This is a genomic window from Arthrobacter sp. Y3224198 (assembly GCF_059090025.1).
In genome coordinates this window covers 18904-44836 of sequence record NZ_JBNHFG010000017.1, presented here as the reverse complement: position 1 = coordinate 44836, position 25933 = coordinate 18904, and the positions used below count along the sequence as shown (strand labels likewise).

The following is a 25933-nucleotide window of genomic DNA, read 5'->3' as shown; positions in this document are numbered from 1 at the left end:
GAGGCCGGGACCCTAACCCCGGACACTAGGCCCGGACCCCAGGCCCGGCCCCTAGACTCCGCCCGACCCCTAAACTCCTGCCACAAACTCCGCCAGGTTCCGCAGCTGGTCCACCCGGCACTCGGGCTTGACGTACATCATGTGCCCGGCCTCGTAGTAGTGGTGCGTGAACCGGGCCCGGGCTTCATCGCTCAGCCGCATGTGCGCCCACACGTACTCCGCGGCGAAATGCGGGGTGGCGCCGTCGTAATACCCGTAGTCCACGTGCACCCGCAGCGCCGGATTGTGCACCAGCAGCCGTTCCAGGGTGCCCGTGACATCCACGGGGACCCCCTCGAAGTTCTTGTAGCTCCACGGCTGGACCCGGCCGGTGAGGATTTCGTAGGGCAGGTCGTTCTCGTACCCGAGCTCCGCACGGACATAGTGGTTGATCGCGGCCGAGTACGGGCCGTTGATGGCCGTGAGGCTGGGATCGTCCCAGTTGATCCAGTCCTGCTGGTGCGCCGGGGCGGCCGCAAACCGGCCGTCGATCCGCCCCACCGCCAGGTTCTCCTCGCGCAGCAGCTCGGCGGAGAACATGGCATAGTCCCAGCGCAGGTTGGTCCGCCGGATGAAACCCTCGCTCAGTGTGGTGATTTCGGCCAGGCGGCGGACGACGTCGGCATACTCTTCGGGGTCCAGCCGCGCCCCGCGGTGCAGGGCGTACACGTAGTCGCGGGAGGCGTACTCTTCGGCTTCGCGCACGACGTCGGCCAGTTCCCGTCCCGGATGGCGGCCGTGGTAGTGGGCAATGGCCGCATAGGTGGGCAGGTGCAGCGGGTACGGGGTTTCCCGGCCCGGCGCGAAGTCCAGGGTGGCCATGTTCAGCACGGTGGAAATCAAGCCCAGCCCGTTGACCGCCAGCCCGTAGGCGTCAAAGAGCTTCCCGGCCACGGCCACCGCGCGCAGGGTGCCGTAGGACTCGCCCACCAGGTACTTGGGGCTCAGCCAGCGGTTGTTGCGGGTGGTCCAGAGCCGGATTACCTCGGCCACCAGGTCCCGGTCCTCCTCGAAGCCGTGGAACTCGCCGGCGTCGTTGCCGTCCACCACCCGGGAGAAGCCGGTGTTCACCGGGTCGATCATCACGAGGTCGGCGTGCGCCAGCAGGGTCTGCGGGTTGTCCACCAGGCCGAACGGGGGCGGGGTGAGTGCCCCGGCGTCGCCGGAGTCCACCATCCGCGGACCCAGCAGCCCCATGTGCAGCCACACTGAGGCCGAACCCGGCCCGCCGTTGAAGGCGAACACTACGGGCCGGCGGTTGGGTTCGCCCTCCGGAGCGTCGGCGGTGTAGGCGACCATAAAAATTTCCGCCTTGGGCTGGAAACCGTCCGACTTGCCGTCCTTGACCTCTTCCTTGCGGAACACCAGCCGTCCGGTGGTGGTGGTGTAGTTCAGCCCCGACGGGAGGGTGTGCCGGCGGACGGCGAAATCGTCGGTGACCTTGGCGCCGGCAGCCGCACCGGTAGAGGCACTGGAAGCTTCGGGCTGCTGCGAAACGCCAGCCGGGGAGGGAGAGGATTCGGGGGAGACCATGGCAAGCAGACTACCCGTGCCGGCACCGATTACCCGGAACTGAAACGGCCGGTTTCCCGCTTCATGCCGACGGAGCCCGGATACCTCTTCCCTGCCTCCGGGCACAGGTCTACGTTGAAAGGACCGTGACTGGCCGCGGCTCCCTCCAGACGGGTTCTGTCTCGCGCGGCGGGTCCGAAAGGTGCGGAGGAAGTACATGTTTTTCCATAAACAGGAACTCCAGTTCAAGTCCACCCCGGACAAGCCAGACGCCGTTTATGCCCGGAAGCTGCAGGAGGTCCTGGGCGGCCAGTACGGCGAAATCACCGTGGCCATGCAATACGAGTTCCAGGCCTGGAACGCGCACATCCCGGGCAAGTACCGGGACCTGCTGTACGGGATTGCCGCCGAAGAGATGGGCCACGTGGAGATGCTGGCCATTATGATTGCCCAGCTGCTGGAAAAGGCGCCCCTCGGGATCACCAACGACGCCGTCCAGTCGGATCCCACCGTCGCAGCGGTTGTGGGCGGAATGGACGTGCAGCATGCCATCGTTGCCGGCGCCGGTGCCCGCCCGGTGGACAGCAACGGCAATCCCTGGACGGGTGGCTATGTGACTGCCAGCGGCAACCTGCTGGCGGACTTTACCTCCAATGCCAACATTGAAATGCAGGGCCGGCTTGCAGTGGCACGGCTCTACCACATGACCGATGACCATGGCATCCGGGACCTGCTGGCCTTCCTGCTGGCCCGGGACACCATGCACCAGAACCAGTGGACCACTGCGGCCCTGGAACTTCAGGCGGAGAAAATGGAAGAACTTCCCGTGCCCAGCAACTTCCCGCTCAGCAAGGAACACCGGGAGGTTTCCTACCAGTACCTCAACTTCTCCGACGGCCAGCACGCCTCGGAAGGCTCGTGGGCGAAGGGTCCTGCGCCGGACGGGCACGGCGAGTTCAGCTACCACGACGGCCCCACGACGTCGGCCCCCATGCCGCCGCCCACGCACCCGGATGCGCGGTTCTACGGCACCACGGAACTGCCCAACACCGTGGAGAAGGCCGCCGGCGCGGCACAGGACAAGCTGAAGAAGGAGTAGCGGCCGCGGTATGAGACCGGGTGCGGCGGGTCCGCGCCCGGTTCCGCCGTGTCCGGAGTCGATTCGGGTGGCCGGCGCGTTTTCCGCGGTGCAGGGCGCTCGCTAGGGTGGGAAACAAAGCACCCTGACTATCGAGGACTCCCATGACCGCGAAACTTCCCGCGCCGGACAGCTCCCTGGCGTTCCTGCGCGAGGGCTACACCTTTATCTCCTCCCGCTGCGACCGCTTGGGTACGGATCTGTTCCGCACCCGGATTGCCGGCCGGCCCGTCTACTGCATGCGCGGCGCCGAGGCGGCACAGATTTTTTACGACGGCGGCCGGTTCAGCCGGCGGGGAGCCCTGCCACCCACGGTGGTGCACCTGCTCCAGGACAAGGGCAGCGTCCAGACGCTCGACGGCGCCGCGCACCATCACCGTAAGGGCATGTTCATGGACATGATGGCTCCCGAGTCCGTGGCCCGGCTGGGTTCCATCTTCGAAGCGGTGTGGCGTCGCCGCACGGCCGGCTGGTCTGCAGATGCTGTGGTGCTGCATAAGGAGGCCCGCTGGATGCTCACGGCTGCCGCCTGCGAATGGGCAGGCCTTCCCCTCCCGGACGCCGACGTGGACCGCCGCGCCGCCGAGTTCGGCCTGATGGTGGACCAGGCCGGCTCCTTCGGCCCGGCAAACTGGTGGGCGCAGCTGCGCCGCCGGCGCACGGAAAAGTGGGCGCAGGACATCATCAATGCCATTCGCTCCGGGGAACGGGAGGTGGCGCCGGCGTCGGCCGCAGCCCTCGTGGCCGGACACCGGGACCAGGAATCGAACCTGCTGCCGGTGGAGGTGGCGGCCGTGGAACTGCTCAACGTACTCCGCCCGATTGTGGCCGTGGCCCGGTTCATCACCTTCGCCGGCACGGCGCTGGTGGAACACCCGCAGTGGCAGCAGCAGTTCGCCGCGGGCAATACCGATGACCTGGAACCCTTTGCCCAGGAAGTGCGGCGCTACTATCCCTTCTTTCCGGCGATCGCCGGCACGGCCCTGAAGGAATTCGACTGGAACGGGCACACCTTCACGCCCGGCACCTGGGTGATGCTGGATATCTACGGCACCAACCACGACGCCCGGCTGTGGCCGGATCCGGAAGCATTCCGGCCCGAACGGTTCCGGTCCTGGGACGACAATCCCTACCGGCTGGTGCCGCAGGGTGCCGGGCAGGTGGAAACCGCGCACCGCTGCCCGGGGGAGGGGCTCACCCTGGAGCTGGTGAAGACGGCCGTCCGGCTGCTGGCCGAAGGCGGCTACCGGGTCCCGGCGCAGGACCTGAGCATTTCCCTGTCCAAGCTGCCCTCGATTCCGCGCTCGGGACTGCTGCTGGCCCCGCAGGGCGCAGCAACCCGCGGAACGGTTTAGAGCCGGACCGTTTGGGTCCGAACCGCCTAGGCCCGGACCGTTTAGGCCCGGACCGTTTCCAGTCCGGTCGGTGCCTGCCCGCCCGGTGCCTGGGACCGGCCGTTCTTCCCGAAGTAGTGAGCCAGGAAAAAGGTCATCGCCACGGCGCCGGCCGCTACGCTGGCACGCTCCCGCGGACCAGGAACCGAATGACCCAGCAGAGCGGTGCCGCCGGCGGTGTTCAACCCGCTCCACACGGCGTTGGCCAGCGGGCTGGAAAGCCCGACGCCGGGTGGTGACGCAAACGGCGTGGGGAACGGCCTGCCCTGCACGGCGCTGACCCCGTGCGGAACTGCGTTGGCCAGGAGTACCCCGGCGAAGAACCTGGCAACCATAGTCATGGGGCGAGCGTACCCCCGCGTACTGTTTTTGCTGCCGGTTTAACCCGGCAGCAAAACCGCGAACCGGCAGCAGAACCGCCGGAAGCGCTAGGCCGCGGTGCTCTTCGCGGCGTCACGGCCGGCCGCACCGCGGGACGTCAGCTCCGGTGCCGGCTTGGCGTAGAACAGCGCCGCCAGCAGGGCCACGATGATCACGGCGGCAGGTAGGTAGAGGGACTGGCCCATGGCCTCCGAATAGCCGGCCTTGAGCGCCTCGGGGAACGCTCCGGCGGCGGGTGCCGTGCCGCCGTCGGCCGCCCCGGCGCCCAGATGTGCGCTCAGGCGTGACTGCATGATGGCCGCGATGGCGCTGCTGCCGATCACCGCACCGAACTGCCGGGTGGTGTTGTAGACACCGGAACCGGCCCCGGCGACGTCGGCGGCCAGGTTGCGGGTGGCGGTCAGCGAGACGGACGGCCAGATGCACGCATTCGCCAGGCCCATCAGCAGCATCGGCAGGACCAGCTGCCAGTAGGGGACATCCGGGCTGAGCAGGGCACCGAGCCAGATCAGCGACGCCGCCATGGCCGCGAAGCCGAACACAGCGATGAACTTGGGGTTGCCGCTCTGGACGGTTTTGCCGGCCAGCGGGGCCAGCACGCCGGACAGCACCGCCATGGGAGCCAGGAGCAGGGCAGCCTGCGTGGGGCTCAGGCCGCGCACGTTCTGCGCGAAGAGGATCAGCGGCAGGGAGAACGCAGTAACGGCGAAGCCCATCCCGGTGATGGAGATGTTGGCCAGGGAGAAGTTGCGGTCCCGGAAGAGCTTCAGGGGCAGCAGTGGCTCGGCCCGGTTCAGGCGCTGCCAAAGGACAAACAGGGCCAGCAGCACAATGCCGGCAATGATGAGCGACCAGACCGAAATGGGCCCGGCGATGGTGCCCCAGTCATAGCTTTCGCCTTCCTGGATACCGAACACCAGGGCGAACATTCCGGCGGCGCTGAGCAGCACGCCCAGGTAATCGAAGCGGTGCACGGAGGTGGAGAGCTTCGGCACCAGCCGGTAGGCGAGGATGAAGCCCACCACGCCCACGGGGACGTTGATAAAGAAGATCCATTCCCAGCCCAGGCCGTCTACCAGGATGCCGCCGAGGATCGGTCCCACCAGGGTGGCGACGCCGGCGGTGGCGCCCCAGAGACCCAGTGCGGTGCCGCGCTTTTCCGGCGGGAAGATTCGGGTGATCACGGACATGGTCTGCGGGGTCATCAGGGCGGCGCCGAAGCCCTGGAAGACGCGGGCCACAATCAGCGCATCCACACTGTTGGCAAAGCCGCACCAGAGGCTGGACAGGGTGAAGACCACAAGGCCGATCAGGTAAACGCGGCGCGGACCGAACCGGTCACCCAGCCGGCCGGTAATCAGCAGGGGCACGGCGTAGGCCAGCAGGTACGCGCTGATCACCCAGATGACCTTGTCCAGGCCGGCGTCCAGGTCCTCCATGATGGCCGGGGTGGCGATGTTTACGATCGTGGAGTCAACCAGGATCATGAAGAAGCCGATGACCAGGGACCAGAGCGCGGGCCAGGGCCTGACCGTATCCGGGGAAAGGTTTTTCAAGATGCTTGCCGTTCTGGGAGAGTCGGGGCCGGGAAGGAACCCCGGGACGGGCCGGAAAAGGGCCGAAGTCCATTGTCCACTTAGGTTCCCTTAGGACCAACCCGGGGCCGGCCGGACCTATTCCGGGTTCCGGAGACTATGCCTCAAATACCTCCCCGTTCCGTGGCAGCCACGGGCCGGGACGGCCGTCCGGATGCCGGAAGGCCAGCGGCATGCCGCGGCAGGTCGGCCAGTGCAGGGAGTCGGTGACCTGGAGATGGACATGCGGTTCGGTGCTGTTGCCGGAGTTCCCGCACGCACCCAGCGGTGTGCCCGGAGGCACTTCGGTTCCGGCCGCCACGGCAACGGAGCCGCGGCGCAGGTGGGCCGTCAGCACAAAAGGGCCGGACGGGGTCAGGGCAATCACCACATGGTTGCCCGCGACGGCGTCCGGACCCTGCCGCACCCGGCCGGCCTGGGTCAGCGCATAGGCGAGCAGCACCGGCGGTGAGCGCCGGGCCTCGTGGTCGGGCTCGCCGTCGTGCACGGACACCACGGTGCCCGACGCCGGTGCCAGCACCGGGGCGCCGAAGCCGCGGAAGATCTCCGGAGGTTCGGTGGACAGCAGCGACCGCCACCCGGGCGGGCCGGAGCGCCCGTGCCCGTCCACGGCCACGAAGTCGATGGCGTAGGTGGTGCCGAAGAGGGTGCTGCCGTGGCTGGGCACGCGGTTGGCGGGGCTGTTCTGCACCGTCCACCGGCCGGTGAACGGCAGGTGAAGCAGTGTGGGTGCTGCGTCGGCGGCCATGGATACCCTTCCGTCAGGGGAACCGCCGTGCCGTCCCGCGCCCAATCGGCTGTAACCGGCAGTGCCCGGCGTACGATTCCTGCAACCGGATTCCTCCTGCACCAGTGTCGGGCCGGGTCCGCCGCACCACAACGCACCGCCGCACCAACGCACCGCCGCACCAATGCACCGCCGCACCAAATTGTCCGTCTCAAACAATGGAGTTTCAGATGAGCGTCAACGCTGCATCCGCCGCGCCTGCTTCCGGCCGGATGACCCGGGAGGAACGCAAGGTCCTCGCCGGCACCCTGGTTGGCACCACCATCGAGTGGTACGACTTTTTCATCTACGCCCAGGCCGCGGGCCTGGTGCTTGCCACCCTGTATTTCGCCCCCATCAATGACGGACCGCTGGGGCAGGTGGTTTCCTTCGCGACCATCGGCATCAGCTTCCTGTTCCGGCCGCTGGGCGCGGTTGTCGCCGGCCACCTCGGTGACCGGATCGGCCGGAAAAAGATGCTGGTCTTTACCCTGATCATGATGGGTGCCTCGACCGCGCTGATCGGCCTGGTACCCACCTACGCGCAGATCGGCATCGCCGGTCCCATCCTGCTGATCCTGCTGCGCATCCTGCAGGGCTTCTCCGCCGGCGGCGAGTGGGGCGGCGCTGCCCTGCTTTCGGTGGAGCATGCCCCCGTCAACAAGCGCGGGCTGTTCGGTGCCTATCCGCAGATCGGCGTGCCGATCGGCATGATCCTGGCCACGTTCGTGATGTATGTGCTGAGTACCAGCCTGACCGAAGAGCAGTTCGAAGCGTGGGGCTGGCGTGTCCCGTTCCTGCTTTCGGTGGTGCTGATTGCGGTGGGTTACTTCATCCGCCGCTCGGTCTCCGAAAGCCCCATCTTCAAGGAGATCCAGGAGCGGAAGAAGGAATCCTCCGCACCGCTGCGCCAGCTGTTCCGGCACAACACGCGCGAAGTGGTGCTGAGCGCCCTGATCTTCGTGGCCAACAACGCCGCGGGGTACCTCGTGATTGCCTTCTTCGCCTCCTACGCCAGCGGCAAGCCGACCCCCGACGGCGGCGGCGGGCTGGGCATGGACCGCCCGTCGGTCCTGCTGGCCACCACCCTGGGATCCTTCGGCTGGCTGATCTTCACCCTCTACGGCGGGATCCTCTCCGACCGGATCGGCCGGATCCGTACGTTCCAGATCGGCTACGCCTGGGTGTTCCTGTGGTCGGTACCGATGTTCCTGCTGATCGATACCACCAACATCATCCTGTTTGCCGTGGCCATCTTTGTGCTCACCGTGGGGCTGGGCCTGTCCTATGGCCCGCAGTCGGCCATGTATGCGGAAATGTTCCCCGCCAAGGTCCGCTATTCCGGGGTGTCCATCGGCTATGCGCTGGGCGCGATCCTGGGCGGGGCCTTTGCGCCCACCATCGCCCAGGCCCTGCTGAACGAAACCAAGTGGTCGCCGTCCATCGGCCTCTACATCATGGTGCTGTGCGTGGTCTCCTTCGCAGCCGTGACCATGGTGAAGGAAACCAAGGGGGCGGACCTGCATGTGGAGGGTGTCCCGAAGCGGCGTACCCGGCACTAGCCGCCGTCAGAACAGGACCGTCAGCGCTCCAGAACCCTCAGCGCTCCAGGACACCGATCTCGGTGCCGGAGCTGTCCAGGATCCGCAGGGTGTCGCCGTCCACCTCGGCGGCGGCACCCGCGGACAGCCACTCATCCACGCCGTGGCAGTACATCTTGGTGGAGGCCATGTCCGTCAGGGTGATGCGGGTGCCCTGGATGCTCCAGCTGCCAAACAGCCGGTTGCAGCCGTCCGTTCCGTTCACCCTGCCGTCGGCGCCGAACTCGAGGGAGGGCGCCTCGGGTGTTCCCGTGTCTCCCCACGTGCCGGTGACGTCGGGGCTTTCTCCGGCGGCATCGCCTCCTGCCGCGTCGCCGCAGGCACTGAGCAGCAGCACCGTGGCCGCCGCGCCCAGCAGGAGCGGGACCAACCGCCGGCGCATTACAGCCACTTGTTCCGCTTGAAGGTCAGGTAGAGGACAATCCCGGTCACCAGCATCCCCAACAGGGCCAGCGGATAGCCGTACTGCCAGGACAGCTCCGGCATGTTCTCGAAGTTCATGCCGTAGACGGTGCCCACCAGGGTAGGCGCAAACAGGATGGCGGCCCAGGAGGAAATCCGTTTCACCTGCTCGTTCTGCTCAATGCTGGTTTCCGCCAGCCGGTTGGAGGCGAGGGTGGAGGACAGGGTCAGCGCGTTTTCCAGGATGGCGCGGTAGGCATTGGCCCGGTCGATCAGCCGCAGCACGTGGTCCAGCACGTCGCCCAGGTTGTCCCGCAGTTCCGCCGGAACCCCGTACTGGTCAGCGGAGTTGCGCAGTTCCCCCACCACGGATTGCAGCGGGGTAATGGCGCGCTGGAACTGGATGACCTCGCGGGAGAGTTCATAGATACGGCGGGACACTTCGGCGTCGCCCCCGAACAGCTGGTCCTCAATCTCGTCGATGTCGTTTTCCAGCCCGGCAGCCACCGGTGCGTACTCATCCACCACCTGGTCCAGCACCGCATACAGGACCGCCTGCGGCCCCAGGGCCAACAGATCCGGCTCCTGCTCCAGGCGTTTGCGCACCCGGGTTAGGTCCGGGGACTCGGCGTGCCTCACGGTCACCACAAAGTTGGGGCCCACAAACAGGTGCAGTTCCCCGAATTCCACGCGCTCGACGTCGTCCAGGTAGCGGGCGGGGCGCAGCACCACAAACAGTTGCTCGTTGTACTGCTCCAGCTTGGAACGCTGGTGGCCGTCCAGGGCGTCCTCGACAATAAGAAGGTTCAGGCCGAACTCCTCGGCCACGGTGAGCAGCTCGAGCTCGGCCGGCCGGTAGAGGCCGATCCAGGCCATGCCGCCGGAACTGCGGGTCAGCTCAAAGGTCTCGTCCAGGCTGCCCGGGTTGTGCACGCGCTTGCCGTCCACGTACACCGCATTGTCGATCAGCGTCATGGACATTCCCCTAGCGTCGAAACCCTCATTACCGGGTGCGGCGCGGTGCGCCGGACCCCAGCCCATTATCCCCATTTCCCGCGCCGCCGTGGCCGCCGGCACCGCGAGTGAACGGTTTTGCGGTCCGGACCCGGCCGCGCGGCTGATGCATCGTACGCATCCGGCGGAGGTGCTCCGGGCTCAGAACCGCCAGACGAGCGGCACGTACAGCACCGCGAAGGCGAGGAAAACGAAGGACAGCGGCAAGCCGAGGCGCCAATAGTCGCCGAAACGGTAGCCGCCCGGCTGCATCACCATGAGGTTGGCAGGGGTGGCGATGGGCGTGAGGAAGGCAGCGGCCCCAACCACGCTGAGCCCCATCATGAACGGCAGCACGCTGACCCCCAGTGTTTGGGCGAAGGTCACCGCTACCGGCCCCATCACGAGCACGGTGGCCACGTTGGAGATGAACTGGCTGAGGATGAGGGCAAGAACGCAGATCACCAGGAGGGCGAGGTGCGGGGAGATGCTGCCGGTCGAGTCCAGGACCAGCGACGCGATCGCATCCGCAGCACCCGAGGACACAAATGCGGAGGACAGCGGGATGAGCGTCCCGATCAGGACCACCGTGTTCCACGAAATCGCCTGGAATCCCTGCGGCACGGTCACCACGCCAAGGAGGACCAGGGCGGCCGCGGCGAGGAGCCCCACAACCACCGGCGGCAGGAAACCGGTTGCCAGCAGCGCGATCGTGGCGGCCAGCACGGCGAGGCACCGGCGCCATCCGCGGCCCAGCGGCACAGCCCGCTGGAGGGTATGCGGAGGTTCGACGGCGATGACGTCGGGAGACTGCACGTATCGGTTCAGGGCATCCCAGGGTCCCTGGACCAGCACCGAGTCTCCGGCCCGCAGCGTCAGTGTCCCGGGAGGTGCGGGGGCCTCGGGGCTGGCCGCCGCGGTTCCGCCGCGGTGCAGCGCGACGATCACCAGGTCCTCGTCCCGCGTGGTCATGCCGGGACTGACGATGCGTCCGATCAGGGTTGAGCGGGGCGCGATGAGAACCTCCACGACGCCCAGCCGTCCCGTAAACAGCCGTTCCGTGTCGAGGTCGGCAGTGTAGATCTCCCGCCAGGACCGCACCCGCTCCCGCGGGTCGGTGCCCGCCTCCGCCAGCCGTTCGGGAGCACGTTTCGGCAGGAGTCTTCGGCCCAGCAGCACCACGAGGAGGGTGGTCACGGCGACGAGCGGAAGCCCCACCAGCGCGAACTCGAAGTACCCGAATGTGCGTCCTCCTGAACTGGCGGAGAGATCGGAGACGATGATGTTCACCGGCGTTCCCGTAAGGGTCAGCAGCGATCCCGCGCTGGCGGCGAAGGCCAGCGGAATGAGCATGTGTGAGGGAATGACCCCGGCCCTCGCCGTCGCGACGACAACCACTGGCAGGAGCGCCGCGACCGCGCCGTTAATGCTGATGACCGCGGAGAGGGCTGCAGCAACGGCCATGATCGTGATCAGCAGGCCGGTGCGGCTGAGGGAGGAGCGAAGTTCCAGCTGCTGTCCGACCCAGGCAGTGATCCCTGTGGCGTCCAGGGCCTCGCTGAGTACAAACAGAGAGGCGATGAACAGGGTGATCGGGTCACTGAAACCCTGCAGGGATTCGTTGAGGGGAAGCACCCCCGTGGCCCACAGGGCTACCGGAACGAAGAGCGCAACAACCACGAGGGGCAGCCGGTTGGTCATAAAGCCCGCCACGGCCAGGGCCAGGACCCCAAAGGTGGCGAGTATCGGCGGGATCATGCGGCCGGGCTTTCGGTTGTATCCACGTCTCACCCCTGTGTGTGATCCCGATGGTTCGTGCACGCGACATTTCCCACGCTTCACCAGCGTGCCCCCGGAACCCACGCAAAGCCATAGCGTTGCCGAGGGGCGGCGCGTTGGTCCTGCCATCGGCAAATGTGAGGACCCGGGAGGGGCGGCCCACGCGTCCCACGCGGACCGCGGGGGTGTGGGACCGGGGGGGCTCCGACGGTCCGCGGTGCGCCGGTTCAGCCGGCCCGGGTCACCGGATTCGGCCGCGCTGCCGCGACGCTGCCCGCCGCGGACCGCGTTTCCCGGGCGGCGTCCGGCATCCGCCGGGGTCCGCTCAGCGCTCGCAGCGCATTCAGGATGGCGGCCAGGTCCACCAGCTCCTGGGTCAGCGCCCCCGCCACCGCGGGGATGAACCCGAACGCGGCCACCAACATCAGGGCCAGGCTGAGGGCGATGCCCAGCCAGATGCTGCTGAGGGCCACCCGGATGGTCCGGCGGCCGATCTCCACCGCATCCGCCACCTTGGCAATGTCATCGGCCACCAGCACGACGTCGGCCGATTCGCTCGCGGCCGTGGAACCGCGCGCTCCCATGGCGATGCCGACGTCGGCCGCCGCAAGGACCGGGGCGTCGTTGACGCCGTCGCCCACCATGATCACCGGCCGCGGTTCCATCACCGCGACCGCCTTCACCTTGTCCTCGGGCAGCAGCCCGGCGCGGACATCGGTGATGCCCAGGCCTTCCGCCACGGCGGCTGCGGTGCCCTGGGCGTCGCCCGTGAGCATGACCGTACGGCGGATGCCTAGCCCGGCCAGGCGCTGCAGGGTGGCCGCGGCGTTTTCCCGTACCGCGTCGCTCATGATCAGCGTGCCGGTAAAGCGGCCGTCCACGCCCGCGTAGACCACCATCTGGCCCGGCTCCAAGCGGGCGGACACCGTATCCGCAGCGGTCTCGGCCACAAAACGTTCCTTGCCCACCCGGACGGTGCGTCCGTCCAGCACGGCTTCCACGCCGTTGGTGGCCACCTCCTGCGCATTGTCCGTGGAGCGCAGGGCAAGGCCGCGGGAGGCTGCGGCGCGCTGCACGGCGGCGGCCAGCACATGGGAGGAGTACTGCTCGGCCGAGGCGGCCAGGCCCAGCACGTCTTCCGCGCTGAAGCCCGGCTGCGGGCGGACCTCCACCAGTGCCGGCTGACCGTGCGTGAGGGTTCCGGTCTTGTCGAAGGCGGCGGACCCGGCCTTGGACAGCTGCTCGAGCACGGCCCCGCCCTTGACGATGATGCCGCTGCGCGCCGAACGGCTCATACCGCCCAGGAAAGCGACGGGAGCGGCGATCAGCAGCGGGCAGGGGGTGGCCAGGACCAGCACCTCCGCGAAGCGGACCGGGTCCCCGCTCAGTGCCCATGCGAGTCCGGCGATCAGCAGGGAGACCACGGTGAAGGGCACGGCGAAGCGGTCCGCCAGCCGCACTACAGGTGCCTTGGAATCTGCGGCTTCAGCCACCAGAGCGACAATGCGCTGGTACTGGCTGTCCGCCGTCGCCGCCGTGGCCCGCAGCAGCACGGCGCGGGTGCCGTTCACGGATCCGCTCATCACGGGGTCACCGGCGTGCCGGGAGACGGGAAGGGACTCGCCGGTCAGGGAGGATTCATCGAAGTCCGCGCCGGCGGACACCAGCTCGCCGTCCACAGGGACCACCTCGGCCGGACGGACCAGGAGCAGGTCCCCGGGGACAACGTCGGAGGCGGGGATGTCCTCGGCTCCCCGTTGGGTGTTTCCGCCGCGGAAACGGTGGGCCTGCTGCGGTGCACGCTCCAGCAGGGCGTCCAGCTCGCTGCGGGCGCGTCCGGCGGCGTAATCCTCCAGTGCCTGTCCGCCGGAGAGCATCAGGACGATGATCAGCGCGGCCAGGTTCTCACCCACGGCAACGGTGGCGGCTATGGCAATGACGGCAAGGATGTCCAGCCCCCAGTTGCCTGCCCGGATGTCCCGGACCATGCCGGCCGTGGTCTTCAGCGCCACCGCGGAGGCGAAAACCGCGGCGGTCCAGCCGGCGGCGGTGCCGGCGCCGGACCACTGCAGGAGAAGGAAGGCCACCGTGACCAGCACAGTGGCGAAAACCAGCGGATAGCGGCGCAGCGCGCCCGGTACCCGGTTCCATGTTCCCTTGCCCATGTCTCTGTTGTAAGCCGCCCGGCGCGGGGTTTCCAGCAAGCGAAAGCTCACCTAACTTCCGGGGGCGCCCCTGGCGGTCAGCGCAGGGCGTCCTCAATCCGGCGGGCGGTGCGGATCAGCCGCAGCCCCATGGCGTCCTCGTCCTTCCCCGAGCCGAAATAGACCACCGAGACCGCGGCGGGCAACTGGCCTGCGGCGCTGATGGGGGCAGCCACCGCGGAAACCCCTTCGATCACCTCGTTGTGGCTGATCGCGTAGCCGCGCTCGCGGGCGGTCCGGCTTTCACTCCGGTATTTCTGACCCGGTGCCAGCCGGTCCCACTGATCTTCGGTCAGGGCGGACTGGATGGCGATGCCCGGGGCACCGGCGGTGAAGGAATGCCGGGTGCCGGGCCGCTGGATCAGGGCGGTCCTCGTGTGGGTGGGTTCCACGGTCATCAGGGTGACGCAGTTCTGCCGGTCCCAAACCGCTATGAATGCGGTCATGGACAGCTCATTGGCCAGCGCGCTGAGCTCCGGCAGGGCAGCGGACTGCAGGTCCCGCGACACTCCCCGGGCGAGGGCCGCCAGGCCGGGGGCTGCGGCAACCCGGCCGGCGTCGTCGCGCATCACCAGCGAATGCGATTCCAAGGTGCGCAGGATGCGGTAGGCAATGGAGCGGTGCACGCCCAGACCTTCGGACAGTTCGGCGATGCTGAGCGGGTTTTCCGCGTCCGCAAGCAGTTCCAGGGCGCGGATGCCGCGGGAGAGCGTCTGGGACTGGGAACCGGCACCGGAAGGATCAGGGGGTGTCATGCGCCAATCCTAAGTCAGCAGCGGGAGCATTCCGGGCTGCGGGTCAGGTCCCGCGGCGGCGGCTGAGGAGCCCGGACATCAGGAGGAGCAGGCCGACGGCGAGCGGCCAGAGAACATACATGCTCAGCAGGGCGCCAAAAGCGGCAACCACCAGGCAGGTGAGCATGGCACCGCAGACCAGGATCAGGCCAAGCGTGATCCGGATGAGGCCGCGGTGCGGTGAGGGAATGGGCGGAAGCCATGCGGGACGTTCGTCAGTCCAGCTCATCCCGCAATTTTAGGGTCGGCGGGGAGCAAGCGCACCCGCTGTGCACTCATTTTCTTTGCCCTGCCGCCAACCCGGCTCTTCCCGGCGGGCAGACGGCGTGAAAGGATGGCGCATCCCTGCCCGCCAACCATCGGAGTTCGCCATTATGGACCAGAGTGACCTGCTGATTGATGCCTTCGGCCGCCTCCCCGCAACGGTGCGCCGGACGGTCCAGGACCTGGATGCCGCTGCCCTGAACCACCGACCGTACGCCGAGGGCAATTCCATTTCCTGGCTGATCTGGCACCTGGGCCGGGTCGAGGATGCCCAGATTGCCGACGTGGCCGGGCAGGAGCAGGCCTGGATAGCGGACGGCTGGGCGAAACGGGTGGGACTGCCGCTGGCCGTGGAGGACACCGGGTACGGGCACACCTCCGAGCAGGTGGCGAAGGTGCAGGTGCAGTCCGCCGAGACCCTGCTGGGTTATTACGACGACGTCCACTCCCGCACGGAGGCGTTTGTCTCCGGGCTATCCGGGCAGGACCTGGACCAGGTGGTGGACCGGGCCTGGGATCCGCCGGTCACCCTGGGCGTGCGGCTGGTAAGCATCCTGGCGGACTGCCTGGAGCACGCAGGCCAGGCCGCCTACCTGCGCGGACTGGTGCTGGCAGAGCGTTCCTAGGCGTCCTCACCGGCGGGCCGCCTGATCTGGGGACGTGCCTCAGCCGAGCGAGGCCAGCAGCTTCTCGCAGGCGTTCAGGCAACGCCGGCAGGCGTCAGCGCAGATCCGGCAGTGCTCATGCATGGAGGCGTGCTGCTGGCATTCCTCGGCGCAGGCGGCGCAGGCTGCGACACAGGCATGCAGCAATGCTGCGGTGGCAGGACCCGTGGTTGCGGTGCGGGACAGCACGGCCGAGGTGACTGCGCAGATTTCGGCGCAGTCCAGGTTCGTGCGGATGCACGCGACCAGGTCGCCCAGCATGTCCTCGCCCAGACACGCATCGGCGCAGGCATTGCAGACCTGGGCGCAGTCGGCACAGGCTGCCAGGCATTCGGCCAGCAGCCGGGGATCCGCGGCACGTGTGCCGCCGGGATGGGTTTCGAGCATTTTGGTGATCAGGGCCATGGGATTCTCCTTGATTCCGGTGTGCTTTGTCCTGGCCGTTTCGAGGCTCCGGCCGCGGCCTGCCTCCCACCGTAACGACACCCCACAGGACTTCCCAAGGGCACTGATGGTTTGGCCCCCGCCCGGCGGCGTGATTAGAATCGGTGTAGCCTAGCGGGGTTGGCCATTTGGACAACACAGCGCAGTTCGGGGCTTTAGCTCAGTTGGTAGAGCGTTTCGTTCGCAATGAAAAGGTCAGGGGTTCGATTCCCCTAAGCTCCACAGAATCGAAGGGGCCTGTTTCCCGGTTTGACCGGAAAACAGGCCCTTTCTGCTTTCCGCACCACGCCCGCCGGCCGTTGGTCCATGCGCTAACGTTGGCACCGCCCAAGCAGTAGCCCTCGAAAAGGGGCACCAGAGGGAGGCAGACTGATGAGAATCCTCGTGACCGGTTCCGCAGACGGCCTCGGGCGTGCTGCGGCGGACTCACTGCTCGCTCAGGGACACGACGTCGTGGTGCATGCCCGCAACCGGGACCGCGCCGCCAGCGTGGAACCACTGCTCCGCCGCGGGGCAGGCCTTGTGGTGGGCGACTTCTCGGACCGGGACGCGGTGCGGCACGTTGCCGTGGAACTGAACGACGGCGGGCCGGTGGACTCGGTGATTCACAATGCCGGTGTCTGGCGCGGTCCGGCGGTGATGCCGATGAATATCGTGGCCCCGTATCTGCTCACCGCCCTGCTCCTGGGCCCGGCGCGGCACGTGTACCTGAGCAGCGGGTCCCACTTCAGCGGACACCCTTCCCTGGACGGCGTGGACTGGGCCGGCACCGGGCCGGGGTCCTACGCGGACAGCAAGCTTTTTGTCACGGCGCTCTCGGCTGCCCTGGCTCGCCTGCGCCCGGCGGTGCTGAGCAATGCCGTGGACCCGGGCTGGGTACCCACCCGGATGGGCGGGCCGGGCGCACCCGATGATCTGGAGCTTGGCCATCAGACCCAGGCATGGCTGGCCGCCGGCACCGAGCCCGAAGCGCTCACCAGCGGCGGGTACTGGTACCACCGGCAGCGGCAGCAGCCGCACGCGGCGGTCCGTGACCGTGCCTTTCAGGATGAACTCCTGCAGACCCTGGCCCGGGAAACCGGCACACCGTTGCTGGCGGGCTGAATCCTCAGTCTTCGGCCAGGGAAGCCATGCACGCGGCCAGCGCCTCCCGCAGGGCGGCCGCCTGCTGTTTGCTGAGCCCGGAGACCATCCGCTGATCCACCGAGTCCACCACCGATTCAGCCCGGGCAAGCAGCTCTGCGCCGGCGGACGTCAGGACCGCGGGCAGGGCCCGTCCGGAATCGGGCCGGGCGGGCCGCTCCACCAGACCGCGGTCCAGCAGCCCCTGAACCAGGGTGTTCATCGCCTGCCGCGAGACGAAGGCGCTGCGCGCCAGCTCCGCCGCGGATATGCCCGGTTCCCCCGCCAGCAGATGCAGGCACACATACTGCGAGACGCTCAGCCCCAGCGGCCGCAGGACTTCATCCATCCGCGTATGCAGCAGTGCCTGGGTGTGCTTGAGCATGTACCCGATCTGCGGAACTTCCTGGTTGACCATGTCAATATCCTGACATACAGTTGGGGTGTCAATAAGTTGACATCAAACAACGAGGAGATCCCCATGGCTGTCACCGGACCCGATTTCATTGCCCTGCAAGTGCGGGACCTGGCGCGGGCAGCAGGGTTCTACGAGGAGGTGGTGGGCCTGACCCGGGCGCCTGCTTCACCTCCCGGTGCCGTGCGTTTCCAGACCGCGCCCATACCTTTTGCTGTCCGGGAAGCGGGCCCCGGCACCGATCTTGGCTCCGGCGCAGAGCCCGGGCTCGGCGTCGCGCTTTGGTTGCATGATCCCGAGGCTGCAGCACTGCACGCGACCGTGGCCGCTGCCGGCGCCACCGTCATCCAGGAACCTTTCGAGGGCCCGTTCGGCACCACTTTTACGTTCCGTGACCCGGAGGGGTATGCCATCACCGTGCATGACCGCGCCTGAGGCGGGGTGGCCGGGCCGCCGCAGGGTGTTGGACACAACACAGTGGGCAGGGCCCCGCGGCGTGTGCCGGTGCCTAGGCTGGAAGCATGAAGGTCACTGGCATCATCCGTCCTGTTGAAACCCGGGAGCTGGAAGCGGAGGGTGAGAGCTTCCTGGACGCCCGTGAAGCCCTCCAGGTGCAGGTCCCGGAAGGGTGGCAACTGATCATGGTTACCACCCATCCATAACCGATTATTTAGCAGTACCGGACGTCCCTAATAAATAGTTTTTGGTGATACCGAAAGTCCCTGTAACCCCCGGAAATCCGCGGATTTCCGGGGGTTATCGTGTCCTTAGTGAATAGTCAATAACTGAGCCCGAAATCCGCACAAAAAACCTGCGTTTTATTCGGTGACATAAACCCTGGTGCGTGTCATGATTTGGCCATGCCGACCCGCGAAGAAATAGAAGCCGCACGTACCCCCTCGGGAAGTTTCACCAAGCAGCAGCTCGCCCAGTGGGGCATTGCCTGGCCGCCGCCGCGGGGCTGGCGCCGCCAGTTGGAAGAAGAAGCGGCAGCCGCAGCATCCTCCGGCGCGCAGGACCGGGTGGGAGCCATCTAGCGGGGAACCGGGAAACCCGCGGGTTAGACTCGCGCCCATGACTATTGCCCTTCGCAGGATGGATGGCGGCGACGCAGACGCGGTTGCCGCCTTTTTGTCCTCCAACCGGTTCCCCTTCCACGTGAACCCGTCACCCACCGAAGTTGAGGCCCGCTCCCGCGTGGCCGCCGGGCACTTCTGGTCGGAGGAAGCCCAGGGCTACTGGATCCGGAACGGGGCAGAAGACATCGGACTGGCCGTTTTGGAAGACCTGGCTGACGAGAATCCCGTTTTCGACCTGCGGCTCGCAGAGTCACACCGCGGACAGGGGTTCGGGGTGCCGGTGGTCCGGGCACTGTGCCGTCTGGTCTTTACGGAGATGCCCGGCATCGTCCGCTTCGAGGGCCAGACACGGGAAGACAACGTGGCCATGCGCAAGACGTTCCTGCGGGCAGGATTCGTCAAGGAAGCCCATTACCGGCAGGGATGGCCTATGCCGGACGGGACACGCGTGGCATCCGTGGCCTACGCCATCCTGCGGACAGACTGGGAAAACAACACCGTCACCCCGCTGGACTTCGATGACTTCCCTTCTCTCCCCGGACTGCAAAAGCAAGGATCCACCCGGTGAGCCCCACTCCCGCCATTTCCGTCCGCGGACTGACCAAACGCTTCGGCAGCATGACCGCCGTCGATGATTTGTCCTTCGAAGTGGAAGCCGGAAGTGTTTTTGCCTTCCTGGGCGCCAACGGGGCGGGGAAATCCACCACCATTTCCTGCCTCACCACGGTGATGCCGTTCGACGACGGGGAGGTGGCGGTTGCCGGACACGACGTGCGCGGCAGCGGGACGGGAGTCCGTGAAGCCATAGGCGTGGTCTTCCAGGACTCCATGCTGGATCCGATCCTGACCGGCCGGGAGAACCTGCAGACGCGCGCCCGGTTCTACTCGGCGGACAAAAAGGCCAACGATGCCCGGATCGAGGAACTGAGCGGGATGATCGGTTTGGCGGATTTCCTCGACCGGAGGTACAGCACCTATTCGGGCGGACAGCGACGCCGGGTGGACATTGCCCGGGCCCTGCTGCATTCGCCGTCGATCATCTTCCTGGATGAGCCAACCGCAGGACTGGACCCGGCAAGCCGGGCGGTGGTCTGGTCCACCATCCACGACCTGCGTGAAAACCACGGGCTGACCGTTTTCCTCACCACGCACTACATGGAGGAGACCGAGGAAGCGGACCGCGTTTGCGTCATCGAGAAGGGCCGGATCATCGCCGACGGAACCCCCACCACCCTGCGGGCCAAATACAGCCGCAGCATACTGTCCATCACCTCCGCCGATCCCGCAGCACTGCGCGGCCTTGCCCGGGAAGACGGCGTGGACGTGGCAGGGGAGGAAGGCAACGTGTTGCGGCTCGCGGTGGACCGCGCCGACACAGCCCGGCAGATCCTCGCCGGGCATGGGGACCACGTCCTGGACTTCGAATTCCGCCACGGCACCATGGATGACGTTTTCCTGGCCCTGACCGGCCGGCGGGGGGAAGCGGAATGAACGTGGTCATGGACATCACCGGACGGAACCTGCGGCTGTACTTCCGCGACCGGCTGAACGTGTTCTTTTCCCTGCTGGGCGCGCTTGTCCTGTTCCTGCTGTACACCCTGTTCCTCGGCAACCAGCAAACCGAAGGCCTGGCCGAATCCTTTCCACAGGCCACGGAGGAGGACATCAAGGGACTGGTGGACGCCTGGATGTTCGCCGGGATCGTCGGCATCACTGCCATCACCACCGGCCTCGCGGCGGTAAACGTGATTGTGGAGGACACTGCCACCGGGCGCTTCCGCGACTTCCTGGTTTCACCGATCAGCCGCGGCCAGCTGGTGCTGGGATACCTGCTGTCCACGGTGGTGATCGCCCTGATTATGACCACCCTGGTGTTCGGCGTGAGCCTGGCATATCTGGCCCTGCTCGACGACGTGACGCTCACCGCCGGGCAGGTGGCCAAGACCTACGGGTACCTCGTCCTCAGCTGCGCCGCTTTCGGAGCGCTCAGCTCGTTCATTGTTTCCTTCGTCCGCACCCCGGGCTCGTTCTCGGCGTTGTCCACCCTGGTGGGCACCATCCTAGGTTTCGCCGCCGGCTCCTACATCCCGGTGGGGGCCTTCCCCGAGGGCGTGCGCAACTTCGTCAGTGCGTTGCCGTTTATGCAGGCATCCATGGTGGTGCGCCAGGAAATGACCGAGGGACCCATGGCATCCGTGACCGACCAGCCCGAGGCCGTGGCAGAGGTGGAACGGCTCTTCGGCATCACCGCGTACGTGGGGGACTGGCAGGTCCCGGTGGGCTACGTGGTGTTGGTGCTGGCGGCCATGCTGGTGGTCTTTACCGCCCTGGCCGCCTTGCGCATCCGGTCACGTATCCGCTGACCGGTCAGGACACCCCGGCAGCCACCTCGTAAATGATCTCCAACCCGTCCTCGTCATCCCACTGCTCGCCGTTGGCCACGAAACCGTACTGTTCCACCAGCCGCCGCGACGCGTGGTTGTCCGGGCTGATGGTGGCCCGGACCACCCGGATGGAGGGCTCCTTCGCCGCCACCGCCAGCAGCGCCTCCAGGGCAGCCCTGGCATAGCCCTTCCGCCGGTAGGCGGGGTCCACCGAATACCCCACTTCCACCATTCCGTCCGGGTCGGGCGGGCCGTGGAACCCGGCCTGGCCCACCGCACGCCCCAGCCGGGGATCGAAGATAGCCCGGGTAATCCAGGCGGCATCGCCGGGACTGTCCTGCAGCTGGGCGCTCCGGATCCGCCACAGGGACTGCCGTTCCCGGGAAAAGTGTTCGGTCATCTCCAAGGGTGCGTGCCGGTTGGCGGTGACCAGATCACCCGCAGCCAGCGCGTCGATCGCCTCGCGGGGGAGCTGGATCAGTTCAATGTGTACGCCTGCCACTGCTGGCTCCTTTGCCGGTTCCGGCACCGCTAATTCACGGCCGGGGTTCCGAGCCTAACGGTGTTCCCGCCAGACTTGAAGGAATCCCCGCCCCGCCGTGAAGGGAAGAGCAATGGCCACCGATTCCATCCTGATCATCGGCTCCGGTCCGGCCGGCTACACCGCGGGCATCTACGCGGCCCGGGCCGGGCTGAAACCGCGCATTCTCGCCGGGTCCGTAACCGCTGGCGGGGCACTGATGAACACCACCGACGTGGAGAACTTCCCCGGGTTCGCCGACGGCATCCAGGGACCCGACCTGATGGACAGCCTGCGCCGGCAGGCGGAGAAGTTCGGTGCCCGGGTGGAGTACGACGACGTCGTGTCAGTTGACCTGGGCGGGCACACCAAGCGGGTGGCCACCGGCGGCGGGAATACCTACAAGGCCAGGTCCGTCATTCTTGCCACCGGTTCCGTCTACAAGGAACTGGGGCTGGCGGAAGAAAAACAGCTGAACGGCCGGGGCATTTCCTGGTGCGCCACCTGCGACGGCTTCTTCTTCCGCAACCTGCCCGTTGTGGTGGTGGGCGGAGGGGATTCCGCCATGGAGGAAGCGCTGTTCCTGACCCGGTTCGCGGAGTCGGTGACCGTCGTCGTGCGCCGGGATGTCCTGCGCGCCTCGCGGATCATGGCGCAGCGGGCGCGTGACCACGCGAAGATCCGCTTCGAATTCAACAGTGAGGTCACAGTCATCCACGGGACGGAAAAGGTCACCGGTGTGACCCTCACTGACACTGTCACGGGCGCCGTCCGGGAACTGCCCGCGGCCGGGATTTTCGTGGCCATCGGCCATGTGCCGCGCACGGACCTGCTGGCCGGCCAGGTGGACCTGGACGACAACGGCTACATCAAGGTGGCCGCCCCCACCACGCAGACCAACCTGGACGGGGTGTTCGCCTGCGGCGATGCGGTGGACCACCGCTACCGGCAGGCCATCACCGCGGCCGGGACCGGCTGCTCCGCGGCACTGGATGCCGAACGCTACCTGGCCGCGCTGGCGGACGCGGACAGCATCGCCACCGCACTGGTGGAGGGCTCGCTGCAGGGCTAACCCAGCGTCAGGACCCGGTGAAGGTCAGCACCAGCAGGGTGATGTTCAGGACCACCAGCAGCACCGAGACCAGCACGCCCAGGGCCGTGGTGAACCAGCGGTTGCGGTGCGCTCCCATCAGGCTGGCCTGAGCGGTCAGCCAGACCAGCGGGATCAGGGCAAACGGAATGCCGAAGGAGAGGATGACCTGGCTGAGGATCAGTGCCCAGGTGGGATCGATGCCGACGGCGAGGATTGCCAGGGCGGGTACCAGGGTGATGAGCCGGCGCAGCAGCATGGGGATGCGTACCTTCAGCAGCCCCTGCATGATCTCCGCGCCTGCATAGGCACCCACCGACGTCGAGGCCAGGCCTGAAGCGAGCAGCCCGACGGCGAAGAGGGTGGCCACGACCCCGCCGAGGGAAGCGGCAATGGCGGCGTGGGCGCCCTCGAGCGTGTCCGTGCCGGCGACACCCTGCAGGGAGCTGGCCGCCAGCAGCAGGATGGCCAGATTCACCGACCCGGCCACCGCCAAGGCAATGGTGACATCCCATTTGGTGGCCTTGATCAGGCGCGGCGTGGTGAGGGTGGCCGTGCGGCCGGGGAAACGGTCACGGGTCAGGGCGGAGTGGGCGTAAATTGCATGCGGCATCACGGTGGCCCCCAGGATGGATGCTGCCAGCAGCACGGATTCGCTGCCGTCAAAGCGGGGCACCAGGCCCGCCGCCAGCGAGGCGCCGTCGGGCGGGCTGACGAAGACGCCCACCGTGAACCCGACCACGATCACCGCCATGAGGGTGACGATCACGTACTCAAAGCCGCGCTGGCGGCCGCGGTGCTGCAGCTGCAGCACCACCATCGAAATGACGCCGGTGATCACCCCGCCCAGGAACAGCGGCAGGTCAAAGAGCAGCCAGAGGGCGACGGCGCCGCCGATCACCTCCGCGACGTCGGTGGCCATGGCAACCAGTTCGGCCTGCAGCCAGTACAGGCGGCGGGCCGGTTTCCGGCCAATCCGCTCGCCGAGCAGTTCCGGCAGGCTGCGCCCGGTCACCAGCCCGAGCTTGGCCGAAAGGTACTGGATCAGCCAGGCCATGATGTTGCCGGCCACCACCACCCAGACCAGCAGGTAACCGAACTGCGCCCCGGCGGTCATGTTGCTGGCGACGTTCCCCGGGTCCAGGTAGGCGACGCCGGCAACCAGGGCCGGGCCGAGCAGCCACAGGATGTTGCGCGGACGGCCTGGACGGCGGGCAGTGGTATCCGGGAGCTGATCTGTACGAGCCATGACAGCAACCTAACATTGAAATTTCGGCACGCCTAACAATTTCTCACAGGTACTCCTCTGCAGTCGTGAAATGCCCTGCACGGCAGCCGGAAAACACCGAAGGCGCCCGCGAGCGGACGCCTTCTGTTTTGTATTGGTTGATGGGATACGGGGCAGGCCAGCGCGGCCTGTAAACCTACGCCTGGGGTGCGTACGCGGGCTGGCTGCCGCTGGCTGCGAGCCCGAAGGGACCCTTGCTGGCCTGCGGGCCGAAGTACCGGGCGGAGCTGAAGGAAAGGTAGAAGTACATGATGGTGGAGAAGAGGAAGGTCAGCACGGCAACTCCGGCGGACTGGCCGAAGACCTTGGCGAGATTGATGGCCAGGAAGATGAGCGCCACCAGGTTTGCCACGGGAACAAGCAGGAGCAGGACCATCCACCCCGACATCCCTGCAATACGGAACAGCACAACCATGGAATATACGGGGATAAAGGCTTCCCAGGTCTTACGGCCGGCCTTCTTGAACATGCCCATCATGGACAGGCCGCCGATGACGATGCCGATGACGGCGAAAACGAGGAAAGACCCGAAGATGGCGCCGGCGCTCATGGCCGGATCCGTGGTGGTGGTGAATTCGGATGCGGACAGGGCAAAGGGAAGGTTCGAGACTGGATTGATCATGGTGCAAATAATAGGTGCCTAATGCATTGAGTCAAGGTTATTTGGGGATTCGGGGTTTACTCAGCCTGAATCAGGGGTCGCCGTGCCTGCCGGCCGTTTCCACGGAAGATATCCCGTCACCTCAAGCTGCAGTGAATAGCTGAGGAATGTCCGGATCAGCACGATCACTGCCAATATCCCCAAGGACTCGAAAGTCGGCGTGATTGCCACCGTGCGGATGATGTCGGCAGCCACCAGCAATTCGAGGCCCAGGAGGATGCTCCGCCCCAACCGCTGCCGGTATTCCGTATATATTTGGTCCTTTTTTCGTGCCAGGGCGGCCAGCGCCGCAATGCTGGCGGCCAGGGCTCCCAGCACAATGGCAGCAACCCCGGCAAGGTCCATGAGTTCGCCTACGGCCTCGATGAAATGCTTAAAGTCCATTTCCGGGATCCGTTATCTCCGGTCCCGGCAGATAGGCGCCGGGAGAATTTCCTCCAGGGGATTAATCAACGCCCGGTGACGCGGCAGGGTCAAGGGTGTCCGGGAAAATGTCCGGTGGAATTTGTGAGGAATCCCGTCCGGTTACGCTGCGGCAGGAGCGGGCTCGTAGTAAAAGCGGAAATCGTCGTACGGGTCGCGCCAGGCGGAGTCGTCCCGCGGAATCCGCCGCACCGTGGCGGCCGGGGTCCAGCGGTTATGCGCCCGTCCGTCGTCGTCGATCCAATGCAGGAGAACCTGGGTGCGGGTCCAGGCCACGGCCTTGCCGTCCACGCTGCCCTGGCCGGTGGTGCAGCGGACGTAGGGCTCGCGACGGTAGTGGGCGTGGGTGACCTGGCCGGCGGGAACAACGGGGGCAGACGGGATGCTGGTGGAAAAACTCATGCCTCCACCATGGCAAGCGCCTCTGACATTCCTGCCTGGGCGTTGCCGGGCAGGGCGCAGCTGCCTAGGAGGCCAGGTCCCGCCATTTGGCTACGGCACGGCCGGTGAGTGCGGCGCCGCGCCGGGCGGCAGCGCGGGGCGCCAGACGGATCACCGGGGCCAGTCCGGCTTCCGGGGAGGACGGCGACGCCGTGCCGGGCATTGTGTCCTTCGCCTTCATCGCCGGGCGGTTCAACACCAGGAAGCCGATGCAGATGGGCAGGAAGAGCAGCGAAACCAGGGTCAACGCACCCAGCCCGAAAACGGCAAGGGCGGCATGCATGGGGGAGCCGAAAAGGGCGGCGACAAAATCGGCGGCACCGAAAATCATCCACGCCCAGAAAACGGCGATCAACACCAGGCCGCTCCGTGCCCGGCGGTAGAGCATGGCCGACTTCTTCCGCACGGAAGGCATGGCCTGAGACTGACTGCCCATTCGGTTATTCTCCCCAACTAAAGGTCCGGATATTCGGACCTAATGCAGATAATAGCCCGTTTTCCGGGAAGTTGGAGATAGGGTGTCCCCCCGCAGTTTCGGT

30 protein-coding genes and 1 tRNA gene are annotated in these 25933 nt (G+C 66.9%); 13 read left to right on the top strand and 18 right to left on the bottom strand.

Features of this window, described 5'->3' with window-relative positions; genetic code table 11:
• Positions 1-69: 69 nt before the first annotated feature.
• Positions 70-1572: a S10 family peptidase gene (locus tag AC5RUF_RS10865; RefSeq protein ID WP_494130562.1), complete on the bottom strand. Its 1503-nt coding sequence runs from the start codon at positions 1570-1572 to the stop codon at positions 70-72.
• A 196-nt stretch (positions 1573-1768) separates the two neighbouring features.
• Here AC5RUF_RS10865 and AC5RUF_RS10860 point away from each other — a divergent pair, with 196 nt between their 5' ends.
• Together AC5RUF_RS10860 and AC5RUF_RS10855 are read left to right on the top strand one after the other, a co-directional pair.
• Positions 1769-2650 (top strand): manganese catalase, encoded by an 882-nt coding sequence (locus AC5RUF_RS10860; protein WP_493996813.1) that lies wholly within the window; start codon positions 1769-1771, stop codon positions 2648-2650.
• A 143-nt stretch (positions 2651-2793) separates the two neighbouring features.
• Positions 2794-4044, top strand: coding sequence for a cytochrome P450 (locus AC5RUF_RS10855; protein ID WP_494130561.1), 1251 nt, complete (start codon positions 2794-2796; stop codon positions 4042-4044).
• Between the two features lie 41 nt (positions 4045-4085).
• Here AC5RUF_RS10855 and AC5RUF_RS10850 read toward each other — a convergent pair whose 3' ends face one another.
• The 3 genes from AC5RUF_RS10850 to AC5RUF_RS10840 form a co-directional block, all read right to left on the bottom strand.
• Positions 4086-4424 (bottom strand): hypothetical protein, encoded by a 339-nt coding sequence (locus AC5RUF_RS10850; RefSeq protein ID WP_494130560.1) that lies wholly within the window; start codon positions 4422-4424, stop codon positions 4086-4088.
• 87 nt (positions 4425-4511) lie between these two features.
• Positions 4512-6020: a DHA2 family efflux MFS transporter permease subunit gene (locus AC5RUF_RS10845; protein ID WP_493996810.1), complete on the bottom strand. Its 1509-nt coding sequence runs from the start codon at positions 6018-6020 to the stop codon at positions 4512-4514.
• 136 nt (positions 6021-6156) lie between these two features.
• Positions 6157-6807, bottom strand: coding sequence for a M23 family metallopeptidase (locus AC5RUF_RS10840; RefSeq protein ID WP_494130559.1), 651 nt, complete (start codon positions 6805-6807; stop codon positions 6157-6159).
• Between the two features lie 209 nt (positions 6808-7016).
• On the opposite strand from AC5RUF_RS10840, the gene AC5RUF_RS10835 reads away from it, so the two are divergent.
• Positions 7017-8387 carry an MFS transporter gene (locus tag AC5RUF_RS10835; RefSeq protein ID WP_494130558.1) on the top strand — a complete coding sequence of 457 codons (1371 nt, stop codon included), beginning with the start codon at positions 7017-7019 and terminating at the stop codon, positions 8385-8387.
• Between the two features lie 37 nt (positions 8388-8424).
• On the opposite strand, the gene AC5RUF_RS10830 is transcribed toward AC5RUF_RS10835, so the two are convergent.
• The 6 genes from AC5RUF_RS10830 to AC5RUF_RS10805 form a co-directional block, all read right to left on the bottom strand.
• Positions 8425-8808: an META domain-containing protein gene (locus AC5RUF_RS10830; protein ID WP_494130557.1), complete on the bottom strand. Its 384-nt coding sequence runs from the start codon at positions 8806-8808 to the stop codon at positions 8425-8427.
• Positions 8808-9803 carry a magnesium/cobalt transporter CorA gene (gene corA, locus AC5RUF_RS10825; RefSeq protein ID WP_494130556.1) on the bottom strand — a complete coding sequence of 332 codons (996 nt, stop codon included), beginning with the start codon at positions 9801-9803 and terminating at the stop codon, positions 8808-8810. The genes AC5RUF_RS10830 and corA overlap by 1 nt, the downstream gene beginning before the upstream one ends.
• Positions 9804-9983: 180 nt before the next feature.
• Entirely contained in the window at positions 9984-11579 is a 1596-nt protein-coding gene (locus AC5RUF_RS10820) for an SLC13 family permease (protein ID WP_494130555.1), read from the bottom strand.
• Between the two features lie 248 nt (positions 11580-11827).
• Positions 11828-13765 carry a heavy metal translocating P-type ATPase gene (locus tag AC5RUF_RS10815; RefSeq protein WP_494130554.1) on the bottom strand — a complete coding sequence of 646 codons (1938 nt, stop codon included), beginning with the start codon at positions 13763-13765 and terminating at the stop codon, positions 11828-11830.
• 77 nt (positions 13766-13842) lie between these two features.
• Positions 13843-14559, bottom strand: a complete 717-nt coding sequence (locus tag AC5RUF_RS10810; RefSeq protein WP_493997650.1) for an IclR family transcriptional regulator — start codon at positions 14557-14559, stop codon at positions 13843-13845.
• 43 nt (positions 14560-14602) lie between these two features.
• Entirely contained in the window at positions 14603-14827 is a 225-nt protein-coding gene (locus AC5RUF_RS10805; protein ID WP_493997651.1) for a hypothetical protein, read from the bottom strand.
• Between the two features lie 145 nt (positions 14828-14972).
• Between AC5RUF_RS10805 and AC5RUF_RS10800 the strand changes: the two genes are divergently transcribed.
• Positions 14973-15488 (top strand): mycothiol transferase, encoded by a 516-nt coding sequence (locus tag AC5RUF_RS10800; RefSeq protein ID WP_493997652.1) that lies wholly within the window; start codon positions 14973-14975, stop codon positions 15486-15488.
• 39 nt (positions 15489-15527) lie between these two features.
• Here the strand turns inward: AC5RUF_RS10800 and AC5RUF_RS10795 are convergent, their stop codons facing one another.
• Positions 15528-15932, bottom strand: coding sequence for a four-helix bundle copper-binding protein (locus tag AC5RUF_RS10795; protein WP_493997653.1), 405 nt, complete (start codon positions 15930-15932; stop codon positions 15528-15530).
• 188 nt (positions 15933-16120) lie between these two features.
• Here AC5RUF_RS10795 and AC5RUF_RS10790 point away from each other — a divergent pair.
• Together AC5RUF_RS10790 and AC5RUF_RS10785 are read left to right on the top strand one after the other, a co-directional pair.
• Positions 16121-16193: transfer RNA gene (locus tag AC5RUF_RS10790), tRNA-Ala, on the top strand.
• A 147-nt stretch (positions 16194-16340) separates the two neighbouring features.
• Complete coding sequence (locus AC5RUF_RS10785) at positions 16341-17075, top strand: SDR family NAD(P)-dependent oxidoreductase (protein ID WP_493997655.1); 735 nt, start codon at positions 16341-16343, stop codon at positions 17073-17075.
• Positions 17076-17079: 4 nt separating this feature from the next.
• On the opposite strand, the gene AC5RUF_RS10780 is transcribed toward AC5RUF_RS10785, so the two are convergent.
• Positions 17080-17511, bottom strand: a complete 432-nt coding sequence (locus AC5RUF_RS10780) for a MarR family winged helix-turn-helix transcriptional regulator (protein WP_494130553.1) — start codon at positions 17509-17511, stop codon at positions 17080-17082.
• Between the two features lie 63 nt (positions 17512-17574).
• Between AC5RUF_RS10780 and AC5RUF_RS10775 the strand changes: the two genes are divergently transcribed.
• From AC5RUF_RS10775 to AC5RUF_RS10750, 6 genes are all read left to right on the top strand, one after another.
• Positions 17575-17943 carry a VOC family protein gene (locus AC5RUF_RS10775; RefSeq protein WP_493996860.1) on the top strand — a complete coding sequence of 123 codons (369 nt, stop codon included), beginning with the start codon at positions 17575-17577 and terminating at the stop codon, positions 17941-17943.
• Between the two features lie 86 nt (positions 17944-18029).
• Complete coding sequence (locus AC5RUF_RS10770; protein WP_493996859.1) at positions 18030-18170, top strand: hypothetical protein; 141 nt, start codon at positions 18030-18032, stop codon at positions 18168-18170.
• A gap of 198 nt (positions 18171-18368) precedes the next feature.
• Positions 18369-18545 carry a hypothetical protein gene (locus AC5RUF_RS10765; RefSeq protein ID WP_493996858.1) on the top strand — a complete coding sequence of 59 codons (177 nt, stop codon included), beginning with the start codon at positions 18369-18371 and terminating at the stop codon, positions 18543-18545.
• Positions 18546-18582: 37 nt separating this feature from the next.
• Entirely contained in the window at positions 18583-19155 is a 573-nt protein-coding gene (locus tag AC5RUF_RS10760) for a GNAT family N-acetyltransferase (protein WP_493996857.1), read from the top strand.
• A complete protein-coding gene (locus tag AC5RUF_RS10755) occupies positions 19152-20078 on the top strand; it encodes an ABC transporter ATP-binding protein (protein WP_493996856.1) in 927 nt (308 codons plus the stop codon). The genes AC5RUF_RS10760 and AC5RUF_RS10755 overlap by 4 nt, the downstream gene beginning before the upstream one ends.
• Positions 20075-20950: an ABC transporter permease gene (locus tag AC5RUF_RS10750; RefSeq protein WP_493996855.1), complete on the top strand. Its 876-nt coding sequence runs from the start codon at positions 20075-20077 to the stop codon at positions 20948-20950. Before AC5RUF_RS10755 ends, AC5RUF_RS10750 begins: the two co-directional genes overlap by 4 nt.
• A 4-nt stretch (positions 20951-20954) precedes the next feature.
• Here the strand turns inward: AC5RUF_RS10750 and AC5RUF_RS10745 are convergent, their stop codons facing one another.
• A complete protein-coding gene (locus AC5RUF_RS10745) occupies positions 20955-21473 on the bottom strand; it encodes a GNAT family N-acetyltransferase (protein WP_493996854.1) in 519 nt (172 codons plus the stop codon).
• A gap of 112 nt (positions 21474-21585) precedes the next feature.
• Between AC5RUF_RS10745 and trxB the strand changes: the two genes are divergently transcribed.
• Positions 21586-22563, top strand: coding sequence for a thioredoxin-disulfide reductase (gene trxB / locus AC5RUF_RS10740; protein WP_494130552.1), 978 nt, complete (start codon positions 21586-21588; stop codon positions 22561-22563).
• A gap of 7 nt (positions 22564-22570) precedes the next feature.
• On the opposite strand, the gene AC5RUF_RS10735 is transcribed toward trxB, so the two are convergent.
• From AC5RUF_RS10735 to AC5RUF_RS10715, 5 genes are all read right to left on the bottom strand, one after another.
• Positions 22571-23830, bottom strand: a complete 1260-nt coding sequence (locus tag AC5RUF_RS10735; protein WP_493996852.1) for an Nramp family divalent metal transporter — start codon at positions 23828-23830, stop codon at positions 22571-22573.
• Between the two features lie 175 nt (positions 23831-24005).
• The gene (locus AC5RUF_RS10730) at positions 24006-24491 is read right to left on the bottom strand and encodes a DUF5684 domain-containing protein (protein ID WP_493996851.1); all 486 of its coding nucleotides are present in this window, start codon (positions 24489-24491) and stop codon (positions 24006-24008) included.
• Positions 24492-24551: 60 nt separating this feature from the next.
• On the bottom strand, positions 24552-24914 hold the full coding sequence (locus AC5RUF_RS10725) for a DUF1622 domain-containing protein (protein WP_493996850.1): 363 nt from the start codon (positions 24912-24914) through the stop codon (positions 24552-24554).
• Positions 24915-25055: 141 nt separating this feature from the next.
• The gene (locus AC5RUF_RS10720) at positions 25056-25355 is read right to left on the bottom strand and encodes a hypothetical protein (protein ID WP_494130551.1); all 300 of its coding nucleotides are present in this window, start codon (positions 25353-25355) and stop codon (positions 25056-25058) included.
• A 64-nt stretch (positions 25356-25419) separates the two neighbouring features.
• The gene (locus tag AC5RUF_RS10715) at positions 25420-25830 is read right to left on the bottom strand and encodes a hypothetical protein (RefSeq protein ID WP_494130550.1); all 411 of its coding nucleotides are present in this window, start codon (positions 25828-25830) and stop codon (positions 25420-25422) included.
• Between the last annotated feature and the right edge of the window lie 103 nt (positions 25831-25933).